Origin of the sequence: Pseudooceanicola antarcticus (assembly GCF_900215355.1) — a bacterium.
GTDB lineage: Bacteria > Pseudomonadota > Alphaproteobacteria > Rhodobacterales > Rhodobacteraceae > Pseudooceanicola > Pseudooceanicola antarcticus.
Genome location: NZ_OBEA01000002.1, coordinates 188,317 through 211,476, shown reverse-complemented (window position 1 = coordinate 211,476; position 23,160 = coordinate 188,317). Strand labels below are relative to the sequence as shown.

20 protein-coding genes and 2 riboswitches are annotated in these 23,160 nt (G+C 67.8%); of the genes, 8 read left to right on the top strand and 12 right to left on the bottom strand.

All coding sequences use genetic code 11. The features are described from left to right. The first annotated feature begins 30 nt into the window (after positions 1 to 30). Positions 31 to 741 carry an ABC transporter ATP-binding protein gene (locus tag CRO50_RS05600; protein ID WP_232617755.1) on the top strand — a complete coding sequence of 237 codons (711 nt, stop codon included), beginning with the start codon at positions 31 to 33 and terminating at the stop codon, positions 739 to 741. Next, a complete protein-coding gene (locus CRO50_RS05595) occupies positions 738 to 3,266 on the top strand; it encodes an ABC transporter permease (RefSeq protein WP_097144906.1) in 2,529 nt (842 codons plus the stop codon). Before CRO50_RS05600 ends, CRO50_RS05595 begins: the two co-directional genes overlap by 4 nt. Before the next feature lie 363 nt (positions 3,267 to 3,629). Here CRO50_RS05595 and gcvP read toward each other — a convergent pair whose 3' ends face one another. From gcvP to CRO50_RS05575, 4 genes are all read right to left on the bottom strand, one after another. Continuing rightward, positions 3,630 to 6,479 (bottom strand): aminomethyl-transferring glycine dehydrogenase, encoded by a 2,850-nt coding sequence (gene gcvP, locus CRO50_RS05590; RefSeq protein WP_097144905.1) that lies wholly within the window; start codon positions 6,477 to 6,479, stop codon positions 3,630 to 3,632. 120 nt (positions 6,480 to 6,599) lie between these two features. Next, entirely contained in the window at positions 6,600 to 6,959 is a 360-nt protein-coding gene (gcvH, locus tag CRO50_RS05585; RefSeq protein ID WP_097144904.1) for a glycine cleavage system protein GcvH, read from the bottom strand. Between the two features lie 19 nt (positions 6,960 to 6,978). Then, positions 6,979 to 8,106, bottom strand: a complete 1,128-nt coding sequence (gcvT, locus tag CRO50_RS05580) for a glycine cleavage system aminomethyltransferase GcvT (RefSeq protein ID WP_097144903.1) — start codon at positions 8,104 to 8,106, stop codon at positions 6,979 to 6,981. Positions 8,107 to 8,188: 82 nt separating this feature from the next. After that, positions 8,189 to 8,252, bottom strand: a riboswitch (glycine riboswitch). Positions 8,253 to 8,256: 4 nt separating this feature from the next. After that, positions 8,257 to 8,344: riboswitch (glycine riboswitch) on the bottom strand. A gap of 128 nt (positions 8,345 to 8,472) precedes the next feature. Next, on the bottom strand, positions 8,473 to 8,919 hold the full coding sequence (locus tag CRO50_RS05575) for an RrF2 family transcriptional regulator (RefSeq protein ID WP_097144902.1): 447 nt from the start codon (positions 8,917 to 8,919) through the stop codon (positions 8,473 to 8,475). A 147-nt stretch (positions 8,920 to 9,066) separates the two neighbouring features. Between CRO50_RS05575 and CRO50_RS05570 the strand changes: the two genes are divergently transcribed. Together CRO50_RS05570 and CRO50_RS05565 are read left to right on the top strand one after the other, a co-directional pair. Next, positions 9,067 to 9,615, top strand: a complete 549-nt coding sequence (locus CRO50_RS05570) for a gamma-glutamylcyclotransferase family protein (RefSeq protein WP_097144901.1) — start codon at positions 9,067 to 9,069, stop codon at positions 9,613 to 9,615. A 173-nt stretch (positions 9,616 to 9,788) separates the two neighbouring features. After that, positions 9,789 to 10,850, top strand: a complete 1,062-nt coding sequence (locus tag CRO50_RS05565) for a glycosyltransferase family 2 protein (RefSeq protein ID WP_157791735.1) — start codon at positions 9,789 to 9,791, stop codon at positions 10,848 to 10,850. 104 nt (positions 10,851 to 10,954) lie between these two features. Here the strand turns inward: CRO50_RS05565 and CRO50_RS05560 are convergent, their stop codons facing one another. From CRO50_RS05560 to guaD, 3 genes are all read right to left on the bottom strand, one after another. Beyond that, complete coding sequence (locus tag CRO50_RS05560) at positions 10,955 to 11,839, bottom strand: NAD-dependent epimerase/dehydratase family protein (RefSeq protein ID WP_097144899.1); 885 nt, start codon at positions 11,837 to 11,839, stop codon at positions 10,955 to 10,957. Between the two features lie 128 nt (positions 11,840 to 11,967). Then, on the bottom strand, positions 11,968 to 12,405 hold the full coding sequence (locus tag CRO50_RS05555; RefSeq protein WP_097144898.1) for an ion channel: 438 nt from the start codon (positions 12,403 to 12,405) through the stop codon (positions 11,968 to 11,970). Between the two features lies 1 nt (position 12,406). Then, entirely contained in the window at positions 12,407 to 13,702 is a 1,296-nt protein-coding gene (gene guaD / locus CRO50_RS05550; protein WP_097144897.1) for a guanine deaminase, read from the bottom strand. 162 nt (positions 13,703 to 13,864) lie between these two features. Between guaD and mgtE the strand changes: the two genes are divergently transcribed. From mgtE to gltX, 3 genes are all read left to right on the top strand, one after another. Then, positions 13,865 to 15,292 (top strand): magnesium transporter, encoded by a 1,428-nt coding sequence (gene mgtE / locus CRO50_RS05545; RefSeq protein ID WP_097144896.1) that lies wholly within the window; start codon positions 13,865 to 13,867, stop codon positions 15,290 to 15,292. Continuing rightward, positions 15,289 to 15,849 (top strand): 5-formyltetrahydrofolate cyclo-ligase, encoded by a 561-nt coding sequence (locus tag CRO50_RS05540; protein ID WP_097144895.1) that lies wholly within the window; start codon positions 15,289 to 15,291, stop codon positions 15,847 to 15,849. Before mgtE ends, CRO50_RS05540 begins: the two co-directional genes overlap by 4 nt. Before the next feature lie 286 nt (positions 15,850 to 16,135). Then, complete coding sequence (gene gltX, locus CRO50_RS05535; protein WP_097144894.1) at positions 16,136 to 17,461, top strand: glutamate--tRNA ligase; 1,326 nt, start codon at positions 16,136 to 16,138, stop codon at positions 17,459 to 17,461. Positions 17,462 to 17,501: 40 nt separating this feature from the next. Here gltX and CRO50_RS05530 read toward each other — a convergent pair whose 3' ends face one another. The 4 genes from CRO50_RS05530 to CRO50_RS05515 all read right to left on the bottom strand — a co-directional run bounded on the left by CRO50_RS05530 (position 17,502) and on the right by CRO50_RS05515 (position 20,707). After that, positions 17,502 to 17,960, bottom strand: coding sequence for a CAP domain-containing protein (locus CRO50_RS05530; protein WP_097144893.1), 459 nt, complete (start codon positions 17,958 to 17,960; stop codon positions 17,502 to 17,504). Next, the gene (locus CRO50_RS05525; protein WP_097144892.1) at positions 17,957 to 19,297 is read right to left on the bottom strand and encodes an 8-oxoguanine deaminase; all 1,341 of its coding nucleotides are present in this window, start codon (positions 19,295 to 19,297) and stop codon (positions 17,957 to 17,959) included. The genes CRO50_RS05530 and CRO50_RS05525 overlap by 4 nt, the downstream gene beginning before the upstream one ends. A 7-nt stretch (positions 19,298 to 19,304) precedes the next feature. Continuing rightward, a complete protein-coding gene (gene hisN / locus CRO50_RS05520; protein WP_097144891.1) occupies positions 19,305 to 20,102 on the bottom strand; it encodes a histidinol-phosphatase in 798 nt (265 codons plus the stop codon). Positions 20,103 to 20,335: 233 nt separating this feature from the next. Beyond that, positions 20,336 to 20,707: a helix-turn-helix domain-containing protein gene (locus CRO50_RS05515; protein ID WP_097144890.1), complete on the bottom strand. Its 372-nt coding sequence runs from the start codon at positions 20,705 to 20,707 to the stop codon at positions 20,336 to 20,338. Between the two features lie 325 nt (positions 20,708 to 21,032). Between CRO50_RS05515 and CRO50_RS05510 the strand changes: the two genes are divergently transcribed. Next, the gene (locus tag CRO50_RS05510; protein ID WP_097144889.1) at positions 21,033 to 21,989 is read left to right on the top strand and encodes an NADPH:quinone oxidoreductase family protein; all 957 of its coding nucleotides are present in this window, start codon (positions 21,033 to 21,035) and stop codon (positions 21,987 to 21,989) included. A 117-nt stretch (positions 21,990 to 22,106) separates the two neighbouring features. Here CRO50_RS05510 and CRO50_RS05505 read toward each other — a convergent pair whose 3' ends face one another. After that, positions 22,107 to 23,069 (bottom strand): LysR family transcriptional regulator, encoded by a 963-nt coding sequence (locus CRO50_RS05505; protein WP_097145342.1) that lies wholly within the window; start codon positions 23,067 to 23,069, stop codon positions 22,107 to 22,109. Positions 23,070 to 23,160 lie beyond the last annotated feature (91 nt).

Here is a 23,160-nt window from a genome sequence, read left to right as displayed (position 1 = left end):
GGACGCCCAGCCAACCGGAGAGCCCCCGCCATGACCAAGCCCGCCATGAACCGGGACGACCTCGTCATCCAGCTGCGCGGCGCGGCGCTGTCGCTTTCGGGCAATGCCGGCGAGGTCGAGATCCTGCGCGGCATCGACCTGGAAGTGGGGCGCGGTGAAACACTGGGGCTGATCGGGCCTTCGGGGTCGGGCAAGTCGTCTCTCCTGATGCTTCTCGGCGGGCTGGAACGCGCCACCGGCGGCGAGGTCCTGGTGCTGGGGCAGGACCTGACCAGGCTTTCCGAAGATGCGCTGGCGCGGTTCCGCAGGGATCATATGGGGGTGGTCTTCCAAAGCTTCCACCTCATTCCCACCATGACCGCGCTGGAAAACGTCGCAACTCCGCTGGAACTTGCAGGCCACGCCGATGCCTTCGACCGCGCCGCCGAAGAGCTCGCGCAGGTGGGCCTCGGCCATCGCGCCGGGCATTACCCCTCGCAGCTCTCGGGCGGAGAGCAGCAGCGCGTGGCCCTGGCCCGCGCCGCCGCCCCGCGCCCCGAGATCCTGCTGGCCGATGAACCCACCGGCAACCTGGACGAGGCCAACGGGACGGCCATCATGGACCTGCTCTTCGGCCTGCGCGACCGCCACGGATCGACGCTGGTGATGGTCACCCATGCGCCCGAGCTTGCCGCCCGCTGCGACCGGACCCTGCCGCTGCGCGACGGCCTGGTCGCCCTGCCCGCCGGGGCCCCCGCATGAGCCAGAGCCAGCCGCGGGCGCTCGGCCTCGCCACACGCTTCGCCGCGCGCGAACTGCGCGCCGGTCTGTCGGGCTTCCGCATCCTGATCGCCTGCCTTGCCCTCGGCGTGGCGGCGATTGCCGCCATCGGCTCGGTCCGCGGCGCCATCGAGGCAGGCCTCGCCCGCGAAGGTGCCGCCATGCTGGGGGGTGATGCCGAGCTCTCTCTGACCTATCGTTTCGCCGACGCGGCAGAGCGCGCCTGGATGCAGGACCGCGCCACCGCGGTGTCGGAGATCGCCGAGTTCCGCTCCATGGCCGTTCTGGGCGAGGACCGGGTGCTGACCCAGGTGAAGGCCGTCGACGCCGCCTATCCGCTGATCGGAGAGCTCGCCCTCTCTCCCGACATCCCGCTTTCACAGGCGCTGGCGGGCGACGACCTGCCGGGCGCGGTGATGGCCCCGGCGCTGATCGCAAGGCTGGGTGCCGAGACGGGCGACCGGGTCGAGATCGGCGGCACCGCCTTCCGCCTGATGGCCGCACTGGAAAGCGAGCCCGACGCCAATGCCTCGGGCTTCTCACTGGGCCCCCGCACCCTGGTCGCCAGCAGCGCCCTTGCAGGCACCCCGCTGCTCGCCCCCGGCACCCTCTTCGACAGCCGCTACCGGCTGAGCCTGCCACCCGGCACCGACCTTGCCGCGCTCGAGGCCGAGGCAGAGGCGCGCTTCTCCGACAGCGGCATCCGCTGGCGCGATGCGCGCAACGGCGCCCCCGGCATCCAGGCCTTCGTCGAGCGGCTTTCGGCCTTTCTCGTCCTCGTCGGGCTGGCGGGCCTGGCGGTCGGAGGGGTCGGCGTCTCGGCCGCGGTGCGCGCCTACCTGGCGGGCAAGATCGGCATCATCGCCACGCTGAAGACGCTGGGGGCCTCGGGCCGGGTGATCCTGCTGACCTACGGCTTGCAGATCGGGGCGCTGTCGCTGATCGGCATCCTGCTGGGACTGGCGCTCGGCGCGCTCCTGCCGCTGCTGGTGGCGCCGATCCTCTCGGCCCTGCTGCCCGTGCCGGCCGAGTTTGGCCTCTACCCGGGCGCCCTGGCCGAAGCCGCGCTCTATGGTGCGCTGACGGCGGCGCTCTTCACCCTCTGGCCACTGGCGCGGGTGGAAGAGATCCGCGCCGCGCAGCTCTTCCGCGACCCAGGCGCGGGCCAGGCCCTGCCGCGCCCCGCCTTCCTTGCGGTCCTGGTTCTGCTGGCCCTGGCCCTCGCGGGCAGCGCCGCGCTGCTCTCCGGCGCGGCAAGCCTGACGCTCTGGGCCTTCGCGGGCATTCTCGCCGCCCTGCTGCTGCTCGCCCTCGCGGCCCGCGCCCTGCGCGCCGCAGCCGCACGCCTTGGCGCGCTGTCGCGCGGACGCCCTGCCCTGCGCTGGTCGCTCGCCGCCATCGCGGGCCCCGGCACCGAGGTGCTGCCGGTGATCCTGTCCCTGGGCCTGGGCCTGTCGGTGCTGGCCTCCGTGGGCCAGATCGACGGCAACATGCGCGCGGCCATCGCCGAAGAGCTGCCGACCCGCGCGCCCAGTTTCTTCGCCGTGGATATCCAGCCCGACCAGATCCCGGCCTTCCTCGAGCGTACCGAGGGCGACGCGGCCGTCTCGCGGGTCGACCGCGCGCCCATGCTGCGCGGCGTGATCACCCGGATCAACGGTGCGCCCGCCCGCGAGGTGGCCGGCGATCACTGGGTCCTGCGCGGGGACCGGGGGGTCTCCTACGCCGGGGCCCTGCCCGACAACACCACGGTGACCAGCGGCACCTGGTGGCCCGAGGGGTATTCCGGCCCGCCCCAGGTCTCGGTCTCGGCCGAAGAGGGCGCCGAGCTGGGCCTGAAGCTTGGCGACAAGCTGACGGTGAACATCCTGGGCCGCGACATCGAGGCGGAAATCACCTCGTTCCGAGAGGTAGATTTCTCGACCGCCGGCATGGGGTTCATCCTGGTGATGAACGAGGCCGCGCTGGCCGGCGCGCCGCATAGCTGGATCGCCACGATCTACGCCGAGCGCGCCGCAGAGGCACCCCTGCTGCGCGACCTTGGCCGTGACTTCCCCAATGTCACCGCGATCTCGGTGCGCGAGGCCATTGCCCTGGTGACGGACCTGCTGGATTCCATCGCCGCCGCCACCTCCTGGGGCGCGGCGATCACCCTGGTCACGGGCTTCCTGGTGCTGATCGGCGCGGCCCTCTCGGGCGAGCGCGCCCGCGCCTACGAGGCGGCGGTGCTGAAAAGCCTCGGCGCCAGCCGGGCCCGCATCCTGGCAAGCTTCGCCCTGCGCGCGGCGCTCATGGGCGCGGGCGCGGGGCTGGTGGCGCTGCTCGCCGGCATCCTGGGCGCCTGGGCGATCTGCCACTTCGTGCTGGAAACCAGCTACGCGGTGATCTGGCCCAATGCGCTTGCGGTGGTGCTGGGCGGCCTGGCGCTGAACCTGGCCGCCGGACTGATCTTCGCCTGGCGCCCGCTCTCGGCACGCCCGGCGCAGGTCCTGCGCGCTCAGGACTGAGGCAGGGGGGGGCTTCGCCCCCCGGCCCTGCGGGCCTCCCCCCAGAGTATTTTCAGCCTGGTGATGGGACAGGAGCCTGCCGCCCGGATCTGCCGGCCCGAGATCCTCCGAAAGGCTCTCCGACCGCGCCCGTCAGCGACCTCCTTTGGCCAAAGGGCGCGTGCCAGCCATGCCGGCGGCGCAGGTCCCGCTGCTTCGCCCCCCCCCAATTGCATCACCAGGCCGAAAGTACTCCGGGGGACTCTCCGCAGGAGAGGGGGGCAGAGCCCCCTGCCCCCAGCCCCAGACGCGCGCCGTCAGGTCAGGGCGCATCCGTGCCAATGGCACCATTGGGGGGCGGGGCTTGCCCCGCCCCCTTCTTCGTCATTCCGCCGCTTCGGAATATTCGCTCATCGGCGGGCAGGTGCAGGTCAGGTTGCGGTCGCCCCAGGCGTTGTCGACGCGGTTGACCGGCGGCCAGTACTTGTCGACCCGGAAGGCACCCGGAGGGAAGCAGCCCTGCTCGCGGCCATAGGCGCGGTCCCAATCCGCCGCCACAAGGTCCTCGACGGTATGGGGGGCGAACTTCAGCGGGCTGGCGTCGGGGCCCATGCGGCCCTCCTCGATATCCGTCACCTCGGCGCGGATCGCCAGCATGGCATCGCAGAAGCGGTCGAGCTCGGCCTTGGTCTCGGACTCGGTGGGCTCCACCATCAGCGTGCCGGGGATCGGGAAGGACATGGTGGGCGCGTGGAAGCCGCAGTCCACCAGCCGCTTGGCCACGTCGTCCACGGTCACGCCGGCGCTCTTCTCGAAGGGACGGGTGTCCAGGATGCACTCATGTGCCACCCGGCCCGTCGGGCCCTTGTAGAGCACCTCGTAGGCGCCCTTCAGCCGCGCCGCGATGTAATTGGCGTTCAGGATCGCCACGCGCGTCGCCTGGGTCAGCCCCTCGCCGCCCATCAGCAGGCAATAGGCCCAGGAGATCGGCAGGATCGACGGTGATCCATAGGGTGCCGCCGAAACCGCCCCCGAGGTGCCCTCGGAGACATGGCCCGGCAGATGGCAGGCCAGGTGGGCACCGACGCCGATCGGGCCCATGCCGGGGCCGCCGCCGCCATGGGGGATGCAGAAGGTCTTGTGCAGGTTCAGGTGGCTGACATCGCCGCCCAGGTCTCCGGGCCGGGCGAGGCCCACCATGGCGTTCATGTTGGCCCCGTCGATATAGACCTGGCCGCCGTTGTCATGGGTGATCTTGCAGACCTCGCGCACGGTCTCCTCGAAGACACCATGGGTCGAGGGATAGGTGATCATGCAGGCGGCAAGGTTCTCGGAATGCTTTTGCGCCTTTTCCAGGAAATCGCCCAGGTCGATATCGCCATTGTCGCGCGACTTCACCGGCACGACCTTCCAGCCCGCCATCTGCGCCGAGGCCGGGTTGGTGCCATGGGCCGAGGTCGGGATCAGGCAGATGTTGCGATGCGCCTCGCCCCGCGCCGCATGGTAGCGCCGGATGGTCAGCAGGCCCGCGTATTCCCCCTGCGCGCCCGAGTTGGGCTGCATGGAGAAGGCCGCATAGCCGGTGATGTCACAAAGCTTCTTCGACAGGTCGTCGAAAAGCTGGTGATAGCCCGCCGCCTGGCTCTTCGGCGCGAAGGGATGCAGCGCGCTGAACTCGGGCCAGGAGATCGGCTCCATCTCCACCGCCGCGTTCAGCTTCATGGTGCAGGAGCCCAGCGGGATCATCGCCCGGTCCAGCGCCAGGTCGCGGTCGGCGAGACGACGCATGTAGCGGGTCATCTCGGTCTCGGCGCGGTTCATGTGGAAGATCTCGTGGGTGAGATAGCTGCTCTCGCGGGCCAGCGCATCGGGGATGCGGTACTCGTAGGGCTCGGTCTCGTCCGTCCGCTCGATCCCGAAGGCGCGCCAGACCGCCTCGATGGTGGCAGGCCGGGTGCATTCGTCCAGCGCGATGCCGACCTTGGTCTCGCCGACGGCGCGCAGGTTCAGACCCTCGTCGCGGGCCGATTTCAGCACCGCCGATTGCAGCGCGCCCACCTCGACGTGGATCGTGTCGAAGAAGGCCTCTGGGCCGACCTCGAAGCCCGCCTCCTCAAAGCCCCTGGCCAGCCGGACCGCCTTGCGGTGGATGCGCTGCGCGATGCCCTTCAGGCCATCGGGGCCGTGGAAGACCGCGTACATCGAGGCCATCACCGCCAGCAGCGCCTGCGCCGTGCAGACGTTCGAGGTCGCCTTCTCGCGCCGGATGTGCTGCTCGCGGGTTTGCAGGGCCAGGCGATAGGCGCGGTTGCCGCGCGCGTCGATCGAGACGCCGACGATCCGGCCCGGCATCGAGCGCTTGTAGGCGTCGCGGCAGGCCATGTAGGCGGCATGCGGGCCACCATAGCCCAGCGGCACGCCGAAGCGCTGCGTCGAGCCCACGGCGATATCCGCGCCCATGGCCCCCGGTTCCTTCAGCAGGCAGAGCGCCATGATGTCGGCCACCACGATACCGACGGCCTTGGCTGCGTGCAGGGCCTCCATCTGCGCGGTGAAATCCGTGACCTCGCCATGGGTGCCGGGGTACTGGAAGATGGCACCGAAGACCGCCTCGGGGTCCAGGTCCTCGGGCTTGCCCACGATCACCTCGATGCCCAGGGGCTCGGCGCGGGTGCGGATCACGTCGATGTTCTGCGGATGGCAGCCCTCATCGACGAAGAAGGCCGCGGCCTTCGACTTGGCGACCCGCTGCGCCATGGTCATCGCCTCGGCCGCAGCGGTGGATTCATCCAGCAGCGAGGCATTGGCGATCTCCAGCCCGGTCAGGTCCGACACCATGGTCTGGTAGTTCAGCAGCGCTTCCAGGCGGCCCTGGGAAATCTCGGGCTGATAGGGCGTATAGGCGGTGTACCAGGCCGGGTTCTCCAGGATGTTGCGCTTGATTGCCGGCGGGGTGATCGTATCGGCGTAGCCCTGCCCGATGAGCGAGGTGAAGACCTGGTTCTTCTTCGCCACGCCGCGCATGAACTTCAGCAGATCCGCCTCCGAGAGCGCCGGGCCGAAGTCCAGCGGATCATCCTGGCGGATGCCCTTGGGCACGGTCTGATCGACCAGCTGGTCCAGGCTCTCGGCGCCGACGACCTTCAGCATCTCGGCCATCTCGGCGGGCGAGGGGCCGATATGGCGGCGGTTGGCGAAGTCGTAGGGGCGGTAATCGGTCGGGGTGAAGGGCATGTCAGCTCCTGTCAGATGCGCGGGCGCGCGGGTATGCGCAGGGGGTCAGGCGGGCCGGATGGCCTGCCTGCTGGTCCTTTCGTGGGGCCACCCGTGACGGGCGGCGCATGGCGATGGCGATCAGCCGATGTAGGCGAGGTAGGCGGCCTCATCCATGTAATCGTCCATCTGGGACGGATCGGCAGGCTTGATCTTGAAGAACCAGGCCTCGCCCGTGGGGTCCTCGCCGACCTTGCCGGGATCTTCGACCAGCGGCTCGTTGACCTCGACGATCTCGCCGTCGATGGGGGCCAGGATGTCCGAGGCGGCCTTGACGCTTTCGATCACGACGACCTCGTCATCCTTGCTGACCTCGGTGCCAACCTCGGGCAGCTCGACGAAAACGATATCGCCAAGCTGCTCGGCGGCGTGCTCGGTGATGCCCACCACGATCAGGTCGTCTTCGGGGCGCAGCCATTCATGTTCTTCGGTGAATTTCATCGGGGGTTCTCCCTGGAGCTCAGCGTTTGAAGTTGGCGGGGCGGAAAGGCAGGCCGGTCACGGTGACCGGGGCGAGGCGGCCCCGCAGCGCGCCCTCAACCTCTGTGCCCGGCACCGCGAGGGCGGCGGGCAGGTATCCCATGGAAACGGGGGCCTCGACCGAGGGCCCGAAGGCGCCCGAGGTGATGTGACCCACCTCCTCGCCACCGTGGTGCAGCGTGACCCCCTCGCGCATCGGCGCGCGGCCCTGCGGGCTGAGACCGACACGAAGACGGCTCGGGCCGCTTTCAAGCTCGGCCAGGATGCGCTCGGCACCGGGGAAGCCGCCGGCGCGGTCGCCACCGGCGCGGCGCGATTTCTGGATCGACCATTGCAGCGCGGCCTCGACGGGGCTCGTGGTCTCGTCGATGTCATGCCCGTAAAGGCAGAGCCCGGCCTCAAGGCGCAGGCTGTCGCGGGCCCCAAGACCGATGGGCAGCACGCTCTCGTCGTCGAGCAGCGCACGGGCCAGCGCCTCGGCGGCGTCATCGGGCACCGATATCTCGTAGCCGTCTTCCCCGGTATAGCCCGAACGCGAGATCCAGCACTCGGCCCCCGCGAGGGTGACATAACCCACGTCCATGAAGCGCATCTCGGCCACTTCCGGCGCCAGCTTCGCCAGCGCGGCCTCGGCACCGGGGCCCTGCAGGGCCAGCAGGCAGCGGCCGGTGATCTCTTCGACCTCGATGCCGGGCAGGCCCGCCCGCATATGGGCGATATCGGCGGCCTTGCAGGCGGCGTTGACCACCACGAACAGGTGATCGCCGCGGTTGGCGAACATCAGGTCATCAAGGATACCACCTGTCGCATTGGTCAGCAGACCATAGCGCTGGCGACCTTCCTTCAGGCCCAGGACGGCGGCGGGGGTGAGGCTCTCGAAGGCCAGGGCCAGGGTCTCGGGGTCGGCGCCCTTCAGGATCACCTGCCCCATGTGGCTGACATCGAAGAGGCCCGCGGCGCTGCGCGTGTGCAGGTGCTCCTTCATCACGCCAGCGGCATATTGCACGGGCATGGAGTAGCCCGCGAAGGGCACCATCTTGCCGCCAAGCTCGGCGTGCAGCCCTGCCAGCGGCAGATCCTTAAGGTCGTCGTCGGCTGGTTCTGCCATTGCGCTCTCCCGGTTCTCGGTCCCGGACGGAGTTCGCACCGGGGCATCCATCGCAGGGGTAGATCCCCCTGCCCGATGCCCCCTCTGTTCTTCTGCCTGAGATCGCTATCCCTTCGGCGGACCCATTCAAGGGCCTCTCTCCAGAGTCTGTATGTCGGGCGGTCCTGAAGCCTGAGAGTTTCCGGGGCGGTTGCTCCTTCGGCACCGGCCTTGCGGCCAGTTCTCCCGTTCCGACCCTTTCCGAATACAAACGCCCCGCGCGCCGCGCAAGCCCTCAAAAGCGTCGCAGGCGGACAAAACCTGATGTCTGCCTGATTGTCAGTCGCAGGACCGGAGGGATTGTCGGGCGGAAAGGCTGCCGGAGCGTCAAACTGCGCAGGCGGCGGGGCTCATCAGTTCGGCAAGCCCGTCGTTCTCGCGGACCAGCTCGTCCAGCAGGACCTCGTCCAGGGTCAGATAGAAGGCCTCGACGGCGTTCTGGATGGCAAGGCGCAACCGGCAGACCGCGACCAGCGGGCAGGTGTTGTCCTCGTCCGAGAAGCACTCGGCCACCGGCACCTTTGCCTCGATGGCGCGGAAGACGTCCCCGACGCGGATCTCGGCTGCCGGGCTGGCCAGGGTGACACCGCCATTGCGCCCCCGCTGGGTCTGCAGGAAGCCCAGCTGGCCCAGCTTGTTGATCACCTGCGCCAGGTGGTTCTCCGAGATGTTGCAGGTCTGGGCAATCTCGGACTTGGTGACCAGGCGATCCTTGTGGACCGCGCAGTACATCAGTACCCGCATGGAAATCGTGGTCCGTTTCGTCAGCCGCATCCCAGTCCCCTTTCCAGGTCCGGTCCCGATACCTTCACACCGGCCCGGCGAAAACGGCCGCCCTTGTGACCGTTCTCTCCCGGGGCAAGACTTGCCTCAGCCGCGCCAAGATGTATTTGACCCACATCAAAGGAGGGCAGAATCCCGATGCAGGACCCGTTTTTCTTCGGCTATGGCAGCCTGGTGAACCGCCGCACCCATGTCTACGAGCGCGCCCACCCCGCCGAGGCCCAGGGCTGGCGTCGCCTCTGGCGCCATACGGCGGGCCGCGACATCGCCATCCTCACCGCCGTGCCCGCGGCGCCCTCGGACAGCATCGAAGGCCTGATCGCCGCGGTGCCGGGCGGCGACTGGGCCGCGCTGGACCTGCGCGAAGAAGCCTATGACCGCCTGCCCGCCACCGGGGCCATCCGCCACGACAGCGACGCGGGCCATATCGCCATCTACTCGATCCCCGAAACCAAGCACCCGCCCGCACCCGCGCCCTGCTCGATCCTGCTGTCCTACCTGGACGTGGTGGTTCAGGGCTATTTCGACGTCTTCGGAGAAGCCGGCGTGGCGCGGTTCTTCGAGACCACCGACGGCTGGGACGCACCCGTCCTGGACGACCGAGCAGCGCCTCTCTACCCGCGCGCACAGAAACTGAGCGCGCAAGAGACCAAACTGGTGGACCGCTGGCTGTCAGAGCTCGGCTGAGGCGCCATGGTGCGGGCCCGCCCCGCCCTCCCCCGCCCGGATGCATGGTGGGACTGAAAGGCGACAGCGGGGGCGGCACGGCTCAATCGCCTATCGGCAGAGTGGACTTGGCCCCGACCGATGGGTATCCAGAAAGGACATCCCTTGCTTGCCGGACCAATATACCAGGACCGATGACCAGAAGCGCCAGCGCGGACCAGAAATACCAGGACGCCATCAATCGCTTTGATGACCTCGGCCTCGTGTCCAACGATCTGACCGGGGCCGATGGCCTCACGCTCATCGCCGTGGTCCGCAACGAGCTCTTCTACCTGCCCAGCCTGCTCGCGCATTACAGAAGCCTGGGGGTCTCGCGGTTCATCTTCCTGGACGATCACTCCACCGACGGCAGCCGCAGCTATCTGGCCTGCCAGGCAGATTGCATGGTGGTCGAGAGCCAGAGACGCTTCAACGACCGGGAACGGATCGACCACCCCATCGCTGCGGACGACGGCACTGCCCGTGTCCGCGACATCTGGATGACCCTCCTGGCGCAGAAATACACGCAGGGCCGCTGGTCGGTGCAGGTGGATGCGGATGAGTTCATGCGCCTGCCCGAAGGCCTCGGCCTGCCAGAGCTGGCCCGGATGCTGGACAGGCGCGGGGACAAGGCGCTGTCCTGCGTGATGATCGACCTCTACCCGGCGCATATCTCTGATCTTGCGGCGATGAAGGAGGACAGCTCGCTCGATACCGGGCGGGCCTGGTACTACGACGCCAGGCAGCACTTCACCCTGCCCGGAGCCTTCCGCGGGCCAAGGTGGTCGCAGCCGAATGTCACCTACCCCGGTTCCCGCGCACGGTTGATGCACCAGTGGAACATCCGCCCGAAGTCCCTGACAAGACGCCTGGAAGCCCTCTACCGCATCCCGCGCTACAACCTGATCCGGAAGGTGCCGCTGGTGAAATTCGAGACCGGCACATACTACCTCAATCCCCACCGGATAAATAAGCCCGTCTCGACCCGCTACGTCCTTCCCCTCGAGCACTTCAAGTTCTCCGGGCAGCTCTATGCCAGGACGGAGGCGGCCATTCGCAGGAAGTCCCATTTCGACGGGTCCGCCGAATACCAGGACATCGAGCTCTTGCTGCGGAGGATGACAAGGGCAGAGGCTTCCTTCCTCTGCAAATGCTCCTCCTCCGACCGCAGCTTCAGCCACTACGCCCGCAGCAAGGTCGCGCTCGGTTTCGGCTGACCCGACCCCGGACCGGGATCATTGCGGTGCCACAGGCCAAGGCTGCCCATGGTGCCGTCGAAGAGATGCGCCGCGCCGCATGCGGTGCGGGGGCGGGAATGCCCTCAGGCCAGCACGTCGCGCCAGGAGTGCTGCGGATTGAAGCCCACCATGCTGCGCGCCTTCCTGTTCGAGAAGAAGGTCTCGCGGGGGCCCATCTCGTGCCGCACCTCGACGCCCTGGTAGAAGCGCTCGATCACCTCCTGCGAGGTGATCCCGACCGAAAGGTCGTCATTGGCGACGTTGAAGACCTCGTAGCCCAACCCGTCCGTCTTCAGGCAGCAATCGACCATGTGCCCCAGGTCGCGGGCGTCGATATAGGCGAAGATGTTGCGCCGGCGCAGGGCGGGGTCCTGCATGAAGGCCGGGAACATCTCGGTGTATTCCTGCGGCTCGATCACGTTGTTGATGCGCAGCCCGTAGATGTCGCGGCCGGTGCGGGCCTGGAAGGAGCGGGCCGTGGCCTCGTTGCAGACCTTGGACATGGCGTAGCTGTCGTGGGGCACCGTGGGGTGGGTCTCGTCGATGGGCACGAACTCGGGCTTCACCTCGCCATCGGCGAAGCAGACCCCATAGGTCGTCTCGGAGCTGGCGAAGATGACCTTGGGCACGCCCAGTTTCACCGCCGCCTCAATCACGTTGTAGGTGGTCAGGGTGTTCTGCCGGAAGCATTCGCCATCGGTGCCGATCATGACCCGCGGGATGGCGGCGAAATGCACCACGGCGTCATAGGTCGGCACGCCGGTGCCGGCGTCCAGCTCGGGGAAGTCGACAAACTGCGACATGGCCCCGATGACCTGGCCCGCATCGCAGAGATCGACCAGCAGCTCGGGACAATCCAGCCCCGAGGGCGTCTGATCGACGTTGACCACATGGTGACCCTGCGCCTGCAGGTGCCGGATGGCCCATTTGCCCGCCTTGCCGCTGCCGCCCGTGAAGAATACCCGCATGTCGCTCTCCGATTTCCGGCACCCTTGGTGCCACTTGGATTTCACCGCGATGATGGCTCACTCGGGCAGCGCAGCGCAACACCCGGCCCCGCACAGCGGTTCGGACCAAATGTGCCCCGCGCCGCCCCCTAGCTTGCCAGCTGCGCCCGCCGGACCCAGCGCACGGCCTCCAGCACGATGGCCGAGATCATGCCGATGTTGAGAAAGCCGTTCACCGCCGTCATGCCCGACAGGATGCGCCATTGCAGCGGCGGCAGCAGGTCTCCGAAGCCCAGCGTGGTAAAGCTTTCCAGCGAGAAATAGAGCGCCTCCTCGATGCCGCCGAAGACGCCCAGGTGCAGATAGGCCAGGGCCCAGATCCAGACACTGGTGGTGATCATCCCCAGGGCCCCCAGCACGGTCGAGACCAGCACCAGCGCCAGCTTCGGGCGATGCGGCGGGCGGACCAGCCAGCGGTGGAACCGCGCCATGGCGGCCTCCATGGCCAGGAAGATCACCGCCGAGACCAGCACCGAAAGGACGACAAGGACCGAGCCGATCCAGATCTGGTGGAAGAGCTGCGCCATCTCAGCCCGCCGCCGGGGCGCCGCCGATCCAGACCGCCTGCACGGCGCGGTCATCGCCCATCATGATGGTCGGGAAAAGCGCCTCCCAGATGTCGCCGGCCTGGGCGGCGCGCTGCGCGATGGCCGGGGTCGAGGCAAGATCCAGCACCACCACGTCGGCTTCCGAGCCGGGCTCCAGGGTGCCGATGCGATCCGCCATGCCGATGGCTCCGGCGGACCCGGCAGTGGCCAGCCAGAGCAGCTGCGAAGGATGCAGCGGCGCATGGCGCAGCTGGCCGATCTCGTAGGCCGCCGCCATGGTGCGCAGCATCGAGAAATCCGACCCGCCCCCGGTATCCGTCGCCAGGCCCACCTTCAGCCCCCGCGCCTTCAGCCCCGCCATGTCGAAAAGGCCCGAGCCGATGAAGGTGTTCGAGGTCGGGCAATGCACCACCGAGGCGCCGGTCTCGGCCAGCCGGTCGATCTCGCGCGGCTCCAGGTGGATGGCATGTCCGAACAACCCGCCCTCGCGCAGCAGCCCATGGGCCTCGTAGGTATCGAGGTAGTCGCGCGCCTCGGGGCGCAGGCTGCGCACCCAGGCGATCTCGTCCAGCTGTTCGCTGAGGTGGGTCTGCATCAGGCAGTCGGGATGCTCGGCCCAGAGCGCGCCCATGGCTTCCAGCTGCGCCTCGGTCGAGGTGGGGGTGAAGCGGGGCGTGATGGCATATTCGAGGCGACCCTGGCCGTGCCACTTCTGCAAGAGCGCCTTGCTGTCGTCATAGGCGCTCTGGGCGGTGTCCAGAAGCCCCTCGGGCGCATTGCGGTCCATGCAGGTCTTGCCGCCGATCACCCGCTGACCGCGCGCCTGCGCCTCGGCGAAGAAGGCATCGACGCTGCCCGCATGCACCGTGCAGAAGCTGACCATGGTGGTGGTGCCATGGGAGGTGGTCAGGTCAAGGTAACGCGCCGCGATCTCGGCGGCATAGGCGGGGTCCGAGAACTTCAGCTCTTCGGGGAAGGTATAGCTATTCAGCCAGTCGATCAGCCGCTTGCCCCAGGAGGCGATCATCGCGGTCTGCGGATAATGCACGTGGGCGTCGATGAAGCCGGGCAGGATCAGCCCGTCGCCGTAATCGACCACGCGGGCCGCGGGATGGGCGGCGCGCAGCGCATCCGCGCCGCCACGGGCGACAATCAGCCCATCGCGCAGCACGATTCCGCCGCGACGCTCGTAGAGGGCGCACTCCTCGAAGGGGTTGGAGAAGGGATCGTCGGTGAAATCAACCAACTGCCCTGTCAGCAGAATATCCTCGCCCATCGCCTGTACTTCCCTTGCCAAAGCCCCGCCCCTGCCTAAGGCATTGCCCCGGCGCATGGCGCGCAGGATATCTGTCGCCGTCGAAAGGGTAAACTGCGCCTCTGCCATTGTTTCCCGCCCCCGTGCTCAGATATGGTTGCGGTGATCAGAAGAGGGCCGCCAATGACCGAGATCGAGCACGACATCGACCCCGAAACCGGCCCCGGCGGCACCCCCGCGCCCGAGGACGAGACCGGTCAGGACGACCAGGGCTATACGCTCGACCGGCGCAAGGTCTCGGCGATTCTCTATGCGGTCGATGCCGAGGACCGCGAAGAGCTCATCGCGCAGATGGAGCCGCTGCACGCGGCAGACATCGCCGACTTGCTGGAACAGATAAACGCCTACGACCGGCGACGGCTGGTGCTGCTCTATGACCTGGAGTTCGACGGCGAGATCCTGTCGGAACTGAACGAGAGCATCCGCGAAGAGGTCATCAGCCTGCTGACCCCCGGCGTGCTGCAGGACGCGGTGCGCGAGCTCGATTCGGACGACGTGGTCGACCTGGTCGAATACCTCGAGGAAGAGCAGCAGGAAGCGGTGCTGGATGCGCTGGAGGACAGCGACCGGGTCGCCGTCGAACAGGCGCTCTCCTACCCCGAGGAATCCGCCGGCCGCCTGATGCAGCGCGAGGTGGTCGCGGTGCCCGAGTTCTGGACCGTCGGCCAGGCCATCGACATGATGCGCGAACGCGAGGACCTGCCCGAGCAATTCTACCACGTCATCCTGATCGACCCGAAGATGCGCCCCGTGGCCCATGTGACCCTGGGCAAGCTGATGGCCTCGCCGCGCCGCACCGCGCTCTCGGAGATCACCGAACCCGGCTTCCGCACCATCCCCGCCCAGCAGGACGAGGGCGACGTGGCCTATGCCTTCAACCAGTACCACATCATCTCGGCCCCGGTGGTGGACGAAGACGAGCGGCTGGTCGGCGTGATCACCATCGACGATGCGATGATCGTGCTGGACGAGGAACATGAAGAGGACATCATGCGCCTGGCCGGTGTCGGCGAGGGCAACCTCAACGACCGGGTCTCGGAGACGCTGAAGCAGCGCCTGCCCTGGCTGGCGGTGAACCTGCTGACGGCGGTGCTGGCCTCGCTGGTGATCTCGGTCTTCGACGAGACCATCGCGCAATTCGTGGCGCTGGCGGTGCTGATGCCCATCGTCGCCTCGATGGGTGGCAATGCGGGCACCCAGTCGCTGACCGTGGCGGTGCGCGCCATTGCCACCAAGGACCTTACCGGCTCCAACGTCTGGCGGGTGATCCGAAGGGAGCTGGCGGTGGGGCTGCTGAACGGGCTGGCCTTCGCGCTGACAATGGCGCTGCTGGCGATCTTGTGGTTCGGCAACCTGCAGATCGCGCTGGTGCTGGCGGTGGCCATGGTGATCAACCTCGCGGTGGCGGGGCTGGCGGGCATCGGGGTGCCGGTGCTGCTGGACAAGCTGAAGGTCGACCCGGCCCTGGCCTCGGGCACCTTCGTGACCACGGTCACCGACGTGGTGGGCTTCTTCGCCTTCCTGGGGCTGGCAGGCCTGGTGCTGCTATGAGCCTGGCCGAGCGGAAAGCCCAGGCCCGCAAGGCCGCCTTCGCCCGCCGCAAGGCCGCGCACGAGACCGCGTCTCCGGGCCGCGCCGGGATGCTGTCCTCGGTGCTGGCGGGCTATCGCGGCGTGCCGCTGGCGGGCTACTGGCCGATCCGCACCGAGATCCCGCCGATCGCGGCGATGGAGGAAGCCGCCGCCCATGGTCCCGTCGCCCTGCCGGTGATCGAGGCCGCGGGCCAGCCGCTGCGCTTCGCCCGCTGGGAGCCCGGCTCTGCCATGACCGAAGGCCCCTTCGGCGCGCAGATCCCCGCAACGCTCGACTGGATCACCCCCGAGATCCTGATCGTGCCCCTCGTGGCCTTCGACCGCGCCGGCAACCGCCTGGGCTATGGCGGCGGCTTCTACGACCGCACGCTGGAAGGCCTGCGCGCCGCGCGCCCCACGCTGGCCATCGGCTTCGCCTATGCCGCGCAGGAGGCCGAAGCGCTGCCGCTGGAGCCCACCGACCAGCCCCTCGACATGATCGTGACCGAGGCCGAGGTGCTGTCCTTCCAGACGTGATCACCCGGCTGAAGGGAGGGGGGGCTCCGCCCCCCGTCGCTGCGCGACTCCCCCCGGAGTATTTCCAGCCTGGTGATGAAGCTGGACAGTGCCAGGGCAGGCACCCTACTTTTCCGTTGAGAGGGTGCACGCTCCCAAACGAGACGGCGGGTGCCCTACCGGCAAGGCCCGGTTCATCACCAGGCCGAAAATACTCCCGCCGGAGGCGGCCTCAGGCGGCCCTGCCCCTGCCATTTCTGGACAATTCACGCAGGCCATGCTTAGAGGCGGCCAACAGGAGTTCACCATGACCACCACCCGTTTTGCCCCCTCGCCGACCGGATACATCCATATCGGCAACCTGCGCACCGCGCTCTTCAACTTCCTGATCGCCCGCAAGGCCGGCGGGACCTTCATCCTGCGCATCGACGACACCGACCAGGAGCGCTCGAAGCAGGAGTATATCGACGGGATCATGCAGGACCTGGAATGGCTGGGCCTGACCTGGGACCGGGTGGAATACCAGTCCAAGCGCATGGACCGCTACCTGGCCGCCGCCGACAAGCTGCGCGACATGGGCCGCTTCTACGAGGCCTTCGAGACGCCCACCGAACTGGACCTGAAGCGCAAGAAGCAGCTCAACATGGGCAAGCCGCCGGTCTATGACCGCGCCGCCCTGGGCCTCTCCGAGGAGGAGAAGGCAAAGCTCCGCGAGGAGCGCGGCCCCGGTGTCTGGCGCTTCAAGCTGGACCAGGAACGGATCAACTGGGAAGACGGCATCCTCGGCGAGATCTCGATCGACGCGGCCTCGGTCTCGGACCCGGTGCTGATCCGCGCCGACGGGCAGATGCTCTACACCCTGGCCTCCGTGGTCGATGACACCGAGATGGGCGTCACCCATGTCGTGCGCGGCTCGGACCACGTGACCAATACCGCGACCCAGATCCAGATCATCGAGGCCCTCGGCGGCACCGTGCCCGGTTTCGCCCATCACTCGCTGCTGACCGGCCCCCAGGGCGAGGCGCTGTCGAAGCGCCTGGGCGTGCTGTCGATCCGCGACCTGCGGGCCCAGGGGCTTGAGCCCATGGCGCTGCTCAGCCTGATGGCCCGCCTCGGCTCCTCGCAGCCGGTCGAGGTCGCCTCCTCCATCGACGAGCTGGCCGAGAACTTCGATCTCGCCACCTTCGGTTCGGCGCCGACCAAGTTCGACGAGAAGGATCTTTTCCCGCTCACCGCCCATATCCTGCAGCACCGCCCCCTGGCCGATGTTGCCGGGGCCGTGGCCGCCGCCGGTGTGCCCGAAGACAAGGCCGAGGCCTTCTGGATGGTGGTGCGCGACAATATCTCGACCCTGAAGGACCTGCCCGCCTGGTGGGCGCTCTTCCGCGACGGGGCCGAGCCGCTGATCGACGACGAGGACCGCGACTTCATCGCCGAGGCGCTGACCCTGCTGCCCGAAGGCCCCCATGACGAGACCACCTGGGGCAGCTGGACCAAGGCGGTGAAAGAGCAGACCGGGCGCAAGGGGCGCGGCCTCTTCATGCCGCTGCGCAAGGCGCTGACCGGCATGGACCATGGCCCGGACATGAGCCAGGTGCTGCCGCTGCTGCAGGTGATCCGCGCGCGGGGCTGAGCCCTGCCGAACCCCGACCGCATCCCCTGTCGCCCGGCAATCAGCAGGGCGACAGGAAGATCGCCACCCAGATATCCCCCGCCCTGGCGGTGCCGAGGGCGGTGTAGCGTCCCAGCAGGTTGGCCCGGTGGCGCGGGCTGAGCGTCCAGTCGGCCAGCACCTCCTGGCCAGAGCCCTGCCCCCGCGCGACATTCTCGGCCACCCGGCACCAGGTCTGACCCTCGCGGCTCAGCCGCTCGCCCGGTGTCGAGCCGTCAGAGCCCTGGTGGCCGAGACCGCCTGTGCGCTGCAGGTCCGCCGCGTGGCGACCGGCGGCGGCGGTGGCGGCTAGCGAGCGTTCCATCACCGGCAGCCCGCGCGCAAGGCGCAGGGCATTGATTTCAGGCAGAAGATCCACCGAGGCCGTCGGCGAAGACGCCGGTGCGGTCTCGGCGGCCTTGCAGCCAGCGAGGCAAAGGAGCACCGCCAGAACCAGGGCGGCCTTGTCGAGAAGGGTCATTCCATCAGCTGCCGGGCAAGCTGGTTCTGCCGGGCGATGACGGCGCCGAGGTCGAGGTGGGGCATGCCGTAGTCGCGCACCACCTGGCGGCCTTCGACCAGCAGGTGCCGCACCTTCATCGGGCCGGCCAGCAGCAGCGCCGCCGGGTCCCAGCTGCCGGCGCTTTCGATGCCCGAGACATCCCAGATCGCGATATCGGCGCGTTTGCCCTGGGCCAGCCGGCCGCAATCGGGGCGGCCCAGCACATCGGCACCGCCACGGGTGGCGATCTCCAGCGCCTCGCGGGCCGACATGGCGTCTGCGCCACGGCTGACCCGCTGCAGCAGCATCGCCTGGCGCGCCTCGGCCATCAGGTTGCCGGTGTCATTGCTGGCCGAGCCATCGACACCGAGACCGACGAAGACGCCTGCGTCCCGCATCTCGCGCACCGGCGCGATGCCGGAGCCAAGGCGGCAGTTGGAACAGGGGCAATGGGCCACGCCGGTGCCGGTTCGGGCGAACATCGAGATCTCTGAGCTGTCCAGCTTCACGCAATGGGCGTGCCAGACATCATCGCCGGTCCAGCCCAGGTCCTCGGCATATTGTCCGGGGCGACAGCCGAATTTCTCCAGCGAATAGGCGATGTCCTCGTCGTTCTCGGCCAGGTGGGTGTGCAGCATGACCTTCTTGTCACGCGCCAGCAGGGCGGCGTCGCGCATCAGCTCCCGCGAGACCGAGAAGGGCGAACAGGGGGCCACGCCGACACGGCACATCGAGCCCTCCGACGGATCGTGGAAGGCGTCGATCACCCGGATGCAATCCTCGAGGATCGCGGCCTCTGCTTCGACCAGGCTGTCGGGGGGCAGGCCCCCCGCGCTTTCGCCGATGGACATGGCGCCGCGCGTGGGATGGAAACGCAGGCCCACCTCGGCCGCGGCCTCGATGGTGTCCTCCAGACGCGATCCATTCGGATAGAGATAGAGGTGGTCGGAACTGAGCGAACAGCCCGAAAGCGCCAGTTCTGCCAGCCCCACCATGGCCGAGACCCGCATCTCTTCGGGGCCGAAGCGCGACCAGATCGGATAGAGGGTCTGCAGCCAGCCGAAGAGCAGCGCATCCTGACCGCCGGGCACCGCGCGGGTGAGGGTCTGGTAGAGATGGTGGTGGGTGTTGACGAGACCGGGGGTGACCACGCAGCCCGAGGCGTCGATCACCTCGGCGCCGGCCTGCCCGAGGCGCGGGCCGATGGCGCGGATCTTGCCGCCGGTGACAAGGATGTCGGCGCCGAAGAGCTCGGTGCGCCGATCATCCATCGTCAGGATGTGGTCCGCGTTACGGATCAGGATTGCTTTATCCATGATGCATCTATTCCGCATATTCCCCGAGCATGTCCAGCGCCAGCCGGTGAATGCGCGGGTTCGCCGCGGCAATCACCTGCCCTCCGCCCAGAACCGGGTTGCCCCGCCAGTCGGTGACCAGGCCACCGGCGGCCTCGATGACCCCGATGGGGCCCTGGATGTCATAGGGATGCAGGCCCGCCTCGATCACCAGATCCACCTGCCCCGCGGCGATCAGCGCATAGGCGTAGCAATCCATGCCGTAGCGGGTCAGCTTGCAGCGGCTGGCAACGGTGCGGAAGGCCTCGGCCTCGCGCGGGGTGCCGACCTCGGGGAAGGTGGTGAAGATGACCGCCTCTTCCAGCGCGGCGGTGGCGCGGGTGGCAAGCTCGCGTTCGCCCAGGGGGCCGGTCATCCGGGCAGCGCCGAAGCCGCCCCAGAAGCGCTCGCCGGTATAGGGCTGGTCGACCATGCCCATGAGGATCTTCTCGCCGTCGTTGAGACCGATCAGCACGCCCCAGGTCGGGGTGCCGCTGACGAAGCCACGGGTGCCGTCGATCGGGTCCAGCACCCAGGTCAGCCCGCTCTCGCCGGCCACCTGGCCGTATTCCTCGCCGAGGATCGCATCCTGCGGGCGACGGCGGGCCAGGACCTCGCGCATGGCCTGCTCTGCAGCGCGGTCGGCCAGCGTCACGGGGTCGTAGCCCCCGGCCAGCTTGTTGTCCTCGACCAGGTCGGCGCGACGGAAATGCGGCAGGATCGCCTGACGCGCGGCGTCGGCCATCTCATGTGCAGTGTCCAGGATTTCCTTGTGATCCGCCTGCATTGGCCCCTCCGGCGCGTTCATCGCGTGAAGGGCTAGCCGTTGCAGCGGTAGGAGGCAAGGGTCTGCCTACGGTGCCGGTGCTGCTTCGGGCCTTCAGCCCGTCTTCCGGCGTCCCTGAGGGAGCCCGAGACCCGTTTCGCCACCCACGAAACGAGATCCTGGTACTTCCCTGACCTGACCCCAACCGGGATCGGATCGTCTTGTCATGGCCCCTCGGGGCCCGCCTGATCGGATCAGGCGACGTCGCTCAGCACGCGGGCCAGTTCGAACAGGCGGCGGCGCTGGTTTTCGGGGATCGCATAGTAGGACCGGATCAGGTCCAGCGCTTCCTTGTCACCCATGACGTCTGCCGGAACGGCAGCGACGGGCTCGGCAACGGCGCCTTCGGCTTCGATACCTTCAAAGAAGAAGCTGACCGGAACTTCCAGCGCATCGGCAATGTCCCAAAGCCGGGATGCGCTGACGCGGTTCGCGCCGGTTTCATACTTCTGGATCTGCTGGAACTTGATTCCCACGCGTTCGGCAAGCTGCTGCTGGGTCATACCGACCAGCCAGCGGCGATGCCGGATTCGTTTCCCAACGTGGACGTCAACCGGATGAGTCATTCGCGGCTCCTGTCATGGCCGTTTCCACCCCGCAGGAATCCCCCCCGCGCGGCATACTTTGGCCTGGATTTCGTTTTGACACGCCGCACATCCCTACAGCGTGAGAGGATCGTATCAGCTTTCAACTTTTACGCAACTTAAACGCTCACGAAAGAGCTGACTGACGCAATGGTTAGCTCAATTGCCGGATGTGTATCAAGCTCCCTCCTTTCCCAATCTTGCGGCGCCCCGGTTGTTGTCGCAAGATTTGGGCAGGCCGCACCGGTCGGGGTATTCGTTTCTAAGCAAACTATCACCCCGTAATCATTCGAGAATAGGAGCCTCCATGCGTGCATGGCGATGTACAGCCCCGGACAGCCCCGCAAGGCTTGAAAACATTGAACTCGGTCCGCCCGGACACGGTGAAATACTGATCAAGACCGCCGCATGTGGCCTGAACTTTGCAGATCTGCTCATGATAAAGGGGACATACCAGGACACCCCGACTCACCCGTTCACGCTGGGAATGGAGCTTTCGGGCGTCGTAGAGGCTGTTGGTGAGGGCACGGATCTTGCAACCGGAACGAGAGTGGCAGCCTTCCCCGGCCAGGGCGGTCTGGCCGATTACGCCATCGTTCCCGCCGATCGCGTCGTGCCCCTCCCCGAGGGCATGAGCTTCGATTCGGCCGCCGCCCTGCAGATCGCCTATGGCACCTCGCACCTGGCGCTGGACCATCGCGCCCGCCTGCAACCCGGAGAGACCCTGCTGGTGCTCGGGGCCGCCGGGGGTGTCGGGCTGACCGCGGTCGAGCTGGGCAAGCTGATGGGGGCGCGGGTCATCGCCGTGGCGCGCGGCCCCGAGAAAGAGGCCGTCTGCCGTGACGCCGGTGCCGATCACTACCTGGAGTCCGACACCACCGACCTGCGCGCCGAGGTGAAGGCCCTTGGCGGTGCCGACGTGGTCTATGACGCCATCGGCGGCACGCTCTCGGAACAGGCCTTCCGCGCCTGCAATCCCGAGGCCCGCTTCCTGCTCATCGGCTTCGCCTCCGGAGAGCTGCCGCGGCTGAAGCCCAACCACATGCTGGTCAAGAACATTGACATGCTGGGCGTCTACTGGGGCAGCTACTTCGCCTTCCGCCCCGAGGCCGTGACCTCGTCCCTGGCGCAGATCTTCGCCTGGCACAGCGAGGGGCGCATCCATCCCCATATCAGCCACCGCTTCCCTCTCGAAGAGGCCCTCGACGGCCTGGAGGTGCTGCGGCGGCGCGAGGCCCAGGGCAAGGTCGTCATCACCATCTGAAGCGCGGCCCGGTGAAGGCCCATCGAAAGGATGTCCCGGCCGGGCAGCGCCGGGCATGAAAAAGGACCCGCCCCTTTCGGGCGCGGGTCCTCTCTATACTCTCAACCTGTCGCCGGTTCAGGCGGGGGCACCGCCGGTGCGGCGGGCGCGATTCAGCTCCTGGCGCCAGGCATAGCGGCCAAGGCCGCTGTTCGGCACGTCGCGGGCCTGCGCCGGCGTCATCTTGTGAACGTCGGTGGCATAGCCCAGGCGCAGCATCTCGGCCATGCGCTCCATCACCTCTCCGGCGCCGCGGTCCTGGCGGTACATGCAGATCTTCTGGGTCCCGAGCTCGGGCAGGTCGCCACCATGGTCGACCTGCTCAAGCTGCGAAGGCTCGGTGCCGGCGATCATCGTGGTCAGGGCAAGGTCGGCGCTGACCGTCGCCTCGACGGTACGGTCGCTGGCGGTATCGACGGCGTTTTCCCAGTCGACGCCCTCGTTCTCCATGGCGCGGATGGTCAGCGGGCGGAACAGGCAGTTGCGCCCCGATGCATAGCGCAGCGGGCGCTGGCGCCAGGCCTGGCCGCCGGGCACGCCGATCCAGGCCAGGGGGCGTTCATCCAGGATCTCTCCGCGCGCATCGGGCTCGGCCTCGGTGGTCAGGATCACATCGGCCTCTCCGCGGTCGAAGCTTTCCTTCAGGCTGCGCGTATAGGCCGAGACCAGCTGCACCTTCATGCGCGGGAACTCCTGCGCGAACTGCTGCAACACCGAGGGCACCACCGGGTAGACGATGTCATGGGGCACGCCGACGACGATTTCCCCCTCGTAGCTCTTGCTCGTCAGCCGGGTCAGCGCCTCATCATTCATGTCGATGATACGTCGCGCGTATCCCAGCAACTGCTCACCGGCGGGGGTCAGGGCAATGCGCCGGCTGGAGCGGTCCAGAAGCGAGATCCCGAGGGTTTCCTCGAGCCTTTTCAACTGCATGGACACCGCGCTCTGGGTGAAATTCAGCATGCCGGCGGCCTTGGTGACCCCGCCGTGGTCGGCCACGGCAACAAAGCTGCGCAGCGAGGTCATGTCCAGATTACGCATATCATCAAATCCCGTGATATCATCGCCAATAAACATTCATTTCCAATATTGATCACAGGGCGGCATACATATCAACAGAAATAATGACCCA

Coding starts and splice junctions, on each gene's coding strand:
- CRO50_RS05600 (WP_232617755.1), top strand. CDS start 31: ATGACCAAGCCCGCCATGAACCGGGACGACCTCGTCATCCAGCTGCGC.
- CRO50_RS05595 (WP_097144906.1), top strand. CDS start 738: ATGAGCCAGAGCCAGCCGCGGGCGCTCGGCCTCGCCACACGCTTCGCC.
- gcvP (WP_097144905.1), bottom strand. CDS start 6,479: ATGCCCTTCACCCCGACCGATTACCGCCCCTACGACTTCGCCAACCGC.
- gcvH (WP_097144904.1), bottom strand. CDS start 6,959: ATGAAATTCACCGAAGAACATGAATGGCTGCGCCCCGAAGACGACCTG.
- gcvT (WP_097144903.1), bottom strand. CDS start 8,106: ATGGCAGAACCAGCCGACGACGACCTTAAGGATCTGCCGCTGGCAGGG.
- CRO50_RS05575 (WP_097144902.1), bottom strand. CDS start 8,919: ATGCGGCTGACGAAACGGACCACGATTTCCATGCGGGTACTGATGTAC.
- CRO50_RS05570 (WP_097144901.1), top strand. CDS start 9,067: ATGCAGGACCCGTTTTTCTTCGGCTATGGCAGCCTGGTGAACCGCCGC.
- CRO50_RS05565 (WP_157791735.1), top strand. CDS start 9,789: ATGACCAGAAGCGCCAGCGCGGACCAGAAATACCAGGACGCCATCAAT.
- CRO50_RS05560 (WP_097144899.1), bottom strand. CDS start 11,839: ATGCGGGTATTCTTCACGGGCGGCAGCGGCAAGGCGGGCAAATGGGCC.
- CRO50_RS05555 (WP_097144898.1), bottom strand. CDS start 12,405: ATGGCGCAGCTCTTCCACCAGATCTGGATCGGCTCGGTCCTTGTCGTC.
- guaD (WP_097144897.1), bottom strand. CDS start 13,702: ATGGGCGAGGATATTCTGCTGACAGGGCAGTTGGTTGATTTCACCGAC.
- mgtE (WP_097144896.1), top strand. CDS start 13,865: ATGACCGAGATCGAGCACGACATCGACCCCGAAACCGGCCCCGGCGGC.
- CRO50_RS05540 (WP_097144895.1), top strand. CDS start 15,289: ATGAGCCTGGCCGAGCGGAAAGCCCAGGCCCGCAAGGCCGCCTTCGCC.
- gltX (WP_097144894.1), top strand. CDS start 16,136: ATGACCACCACCCGTTTTGCCCCCTCGCCGACCGGATACATCCATATC.
- CRO50_RS05530 (WP_097144893.1), bottom strand. CDS start 17,960: ATGACCCTTCTCGACAAGGCCGCCCTGGTTCTGGCGGTGCTCCTTTGC.
- CRO50_RS05525 (WP_097144892.1), bottom strand. CDS start 19,297: ATGGATAAAGCAATCCTGATCCGTAACGCGGACCACATCCTGACGATG.
- hisN (WP_097144891.1), bottom strand. CDS start 20,102: ATGCAGGCGGATCACAAGGAAATCCTGGACACTGCACATGAGATGGCC.
- CRO50_RS05515 (WP_097144890.1), bottom strand. CDS start 20,707: ATGACTCATCCGGTTGACGTCCACGTTGGGAAACGAATCCGGCATCGC.
- CRO50_RS05510 (WP_097144889.1), top strand. CDS start 21,033: ATGCGTGCATGGCGATGTACAGCCCCGGACAGCCCCGCAAGGCTTGAA.
- CRO50_RS05505 (WP_097145342.1), bottom strand. CDS start 23,069: ATGCGTAATCTGGACATGACCTCGCTGCGCAGCTTTGTTGCCGTGGCC.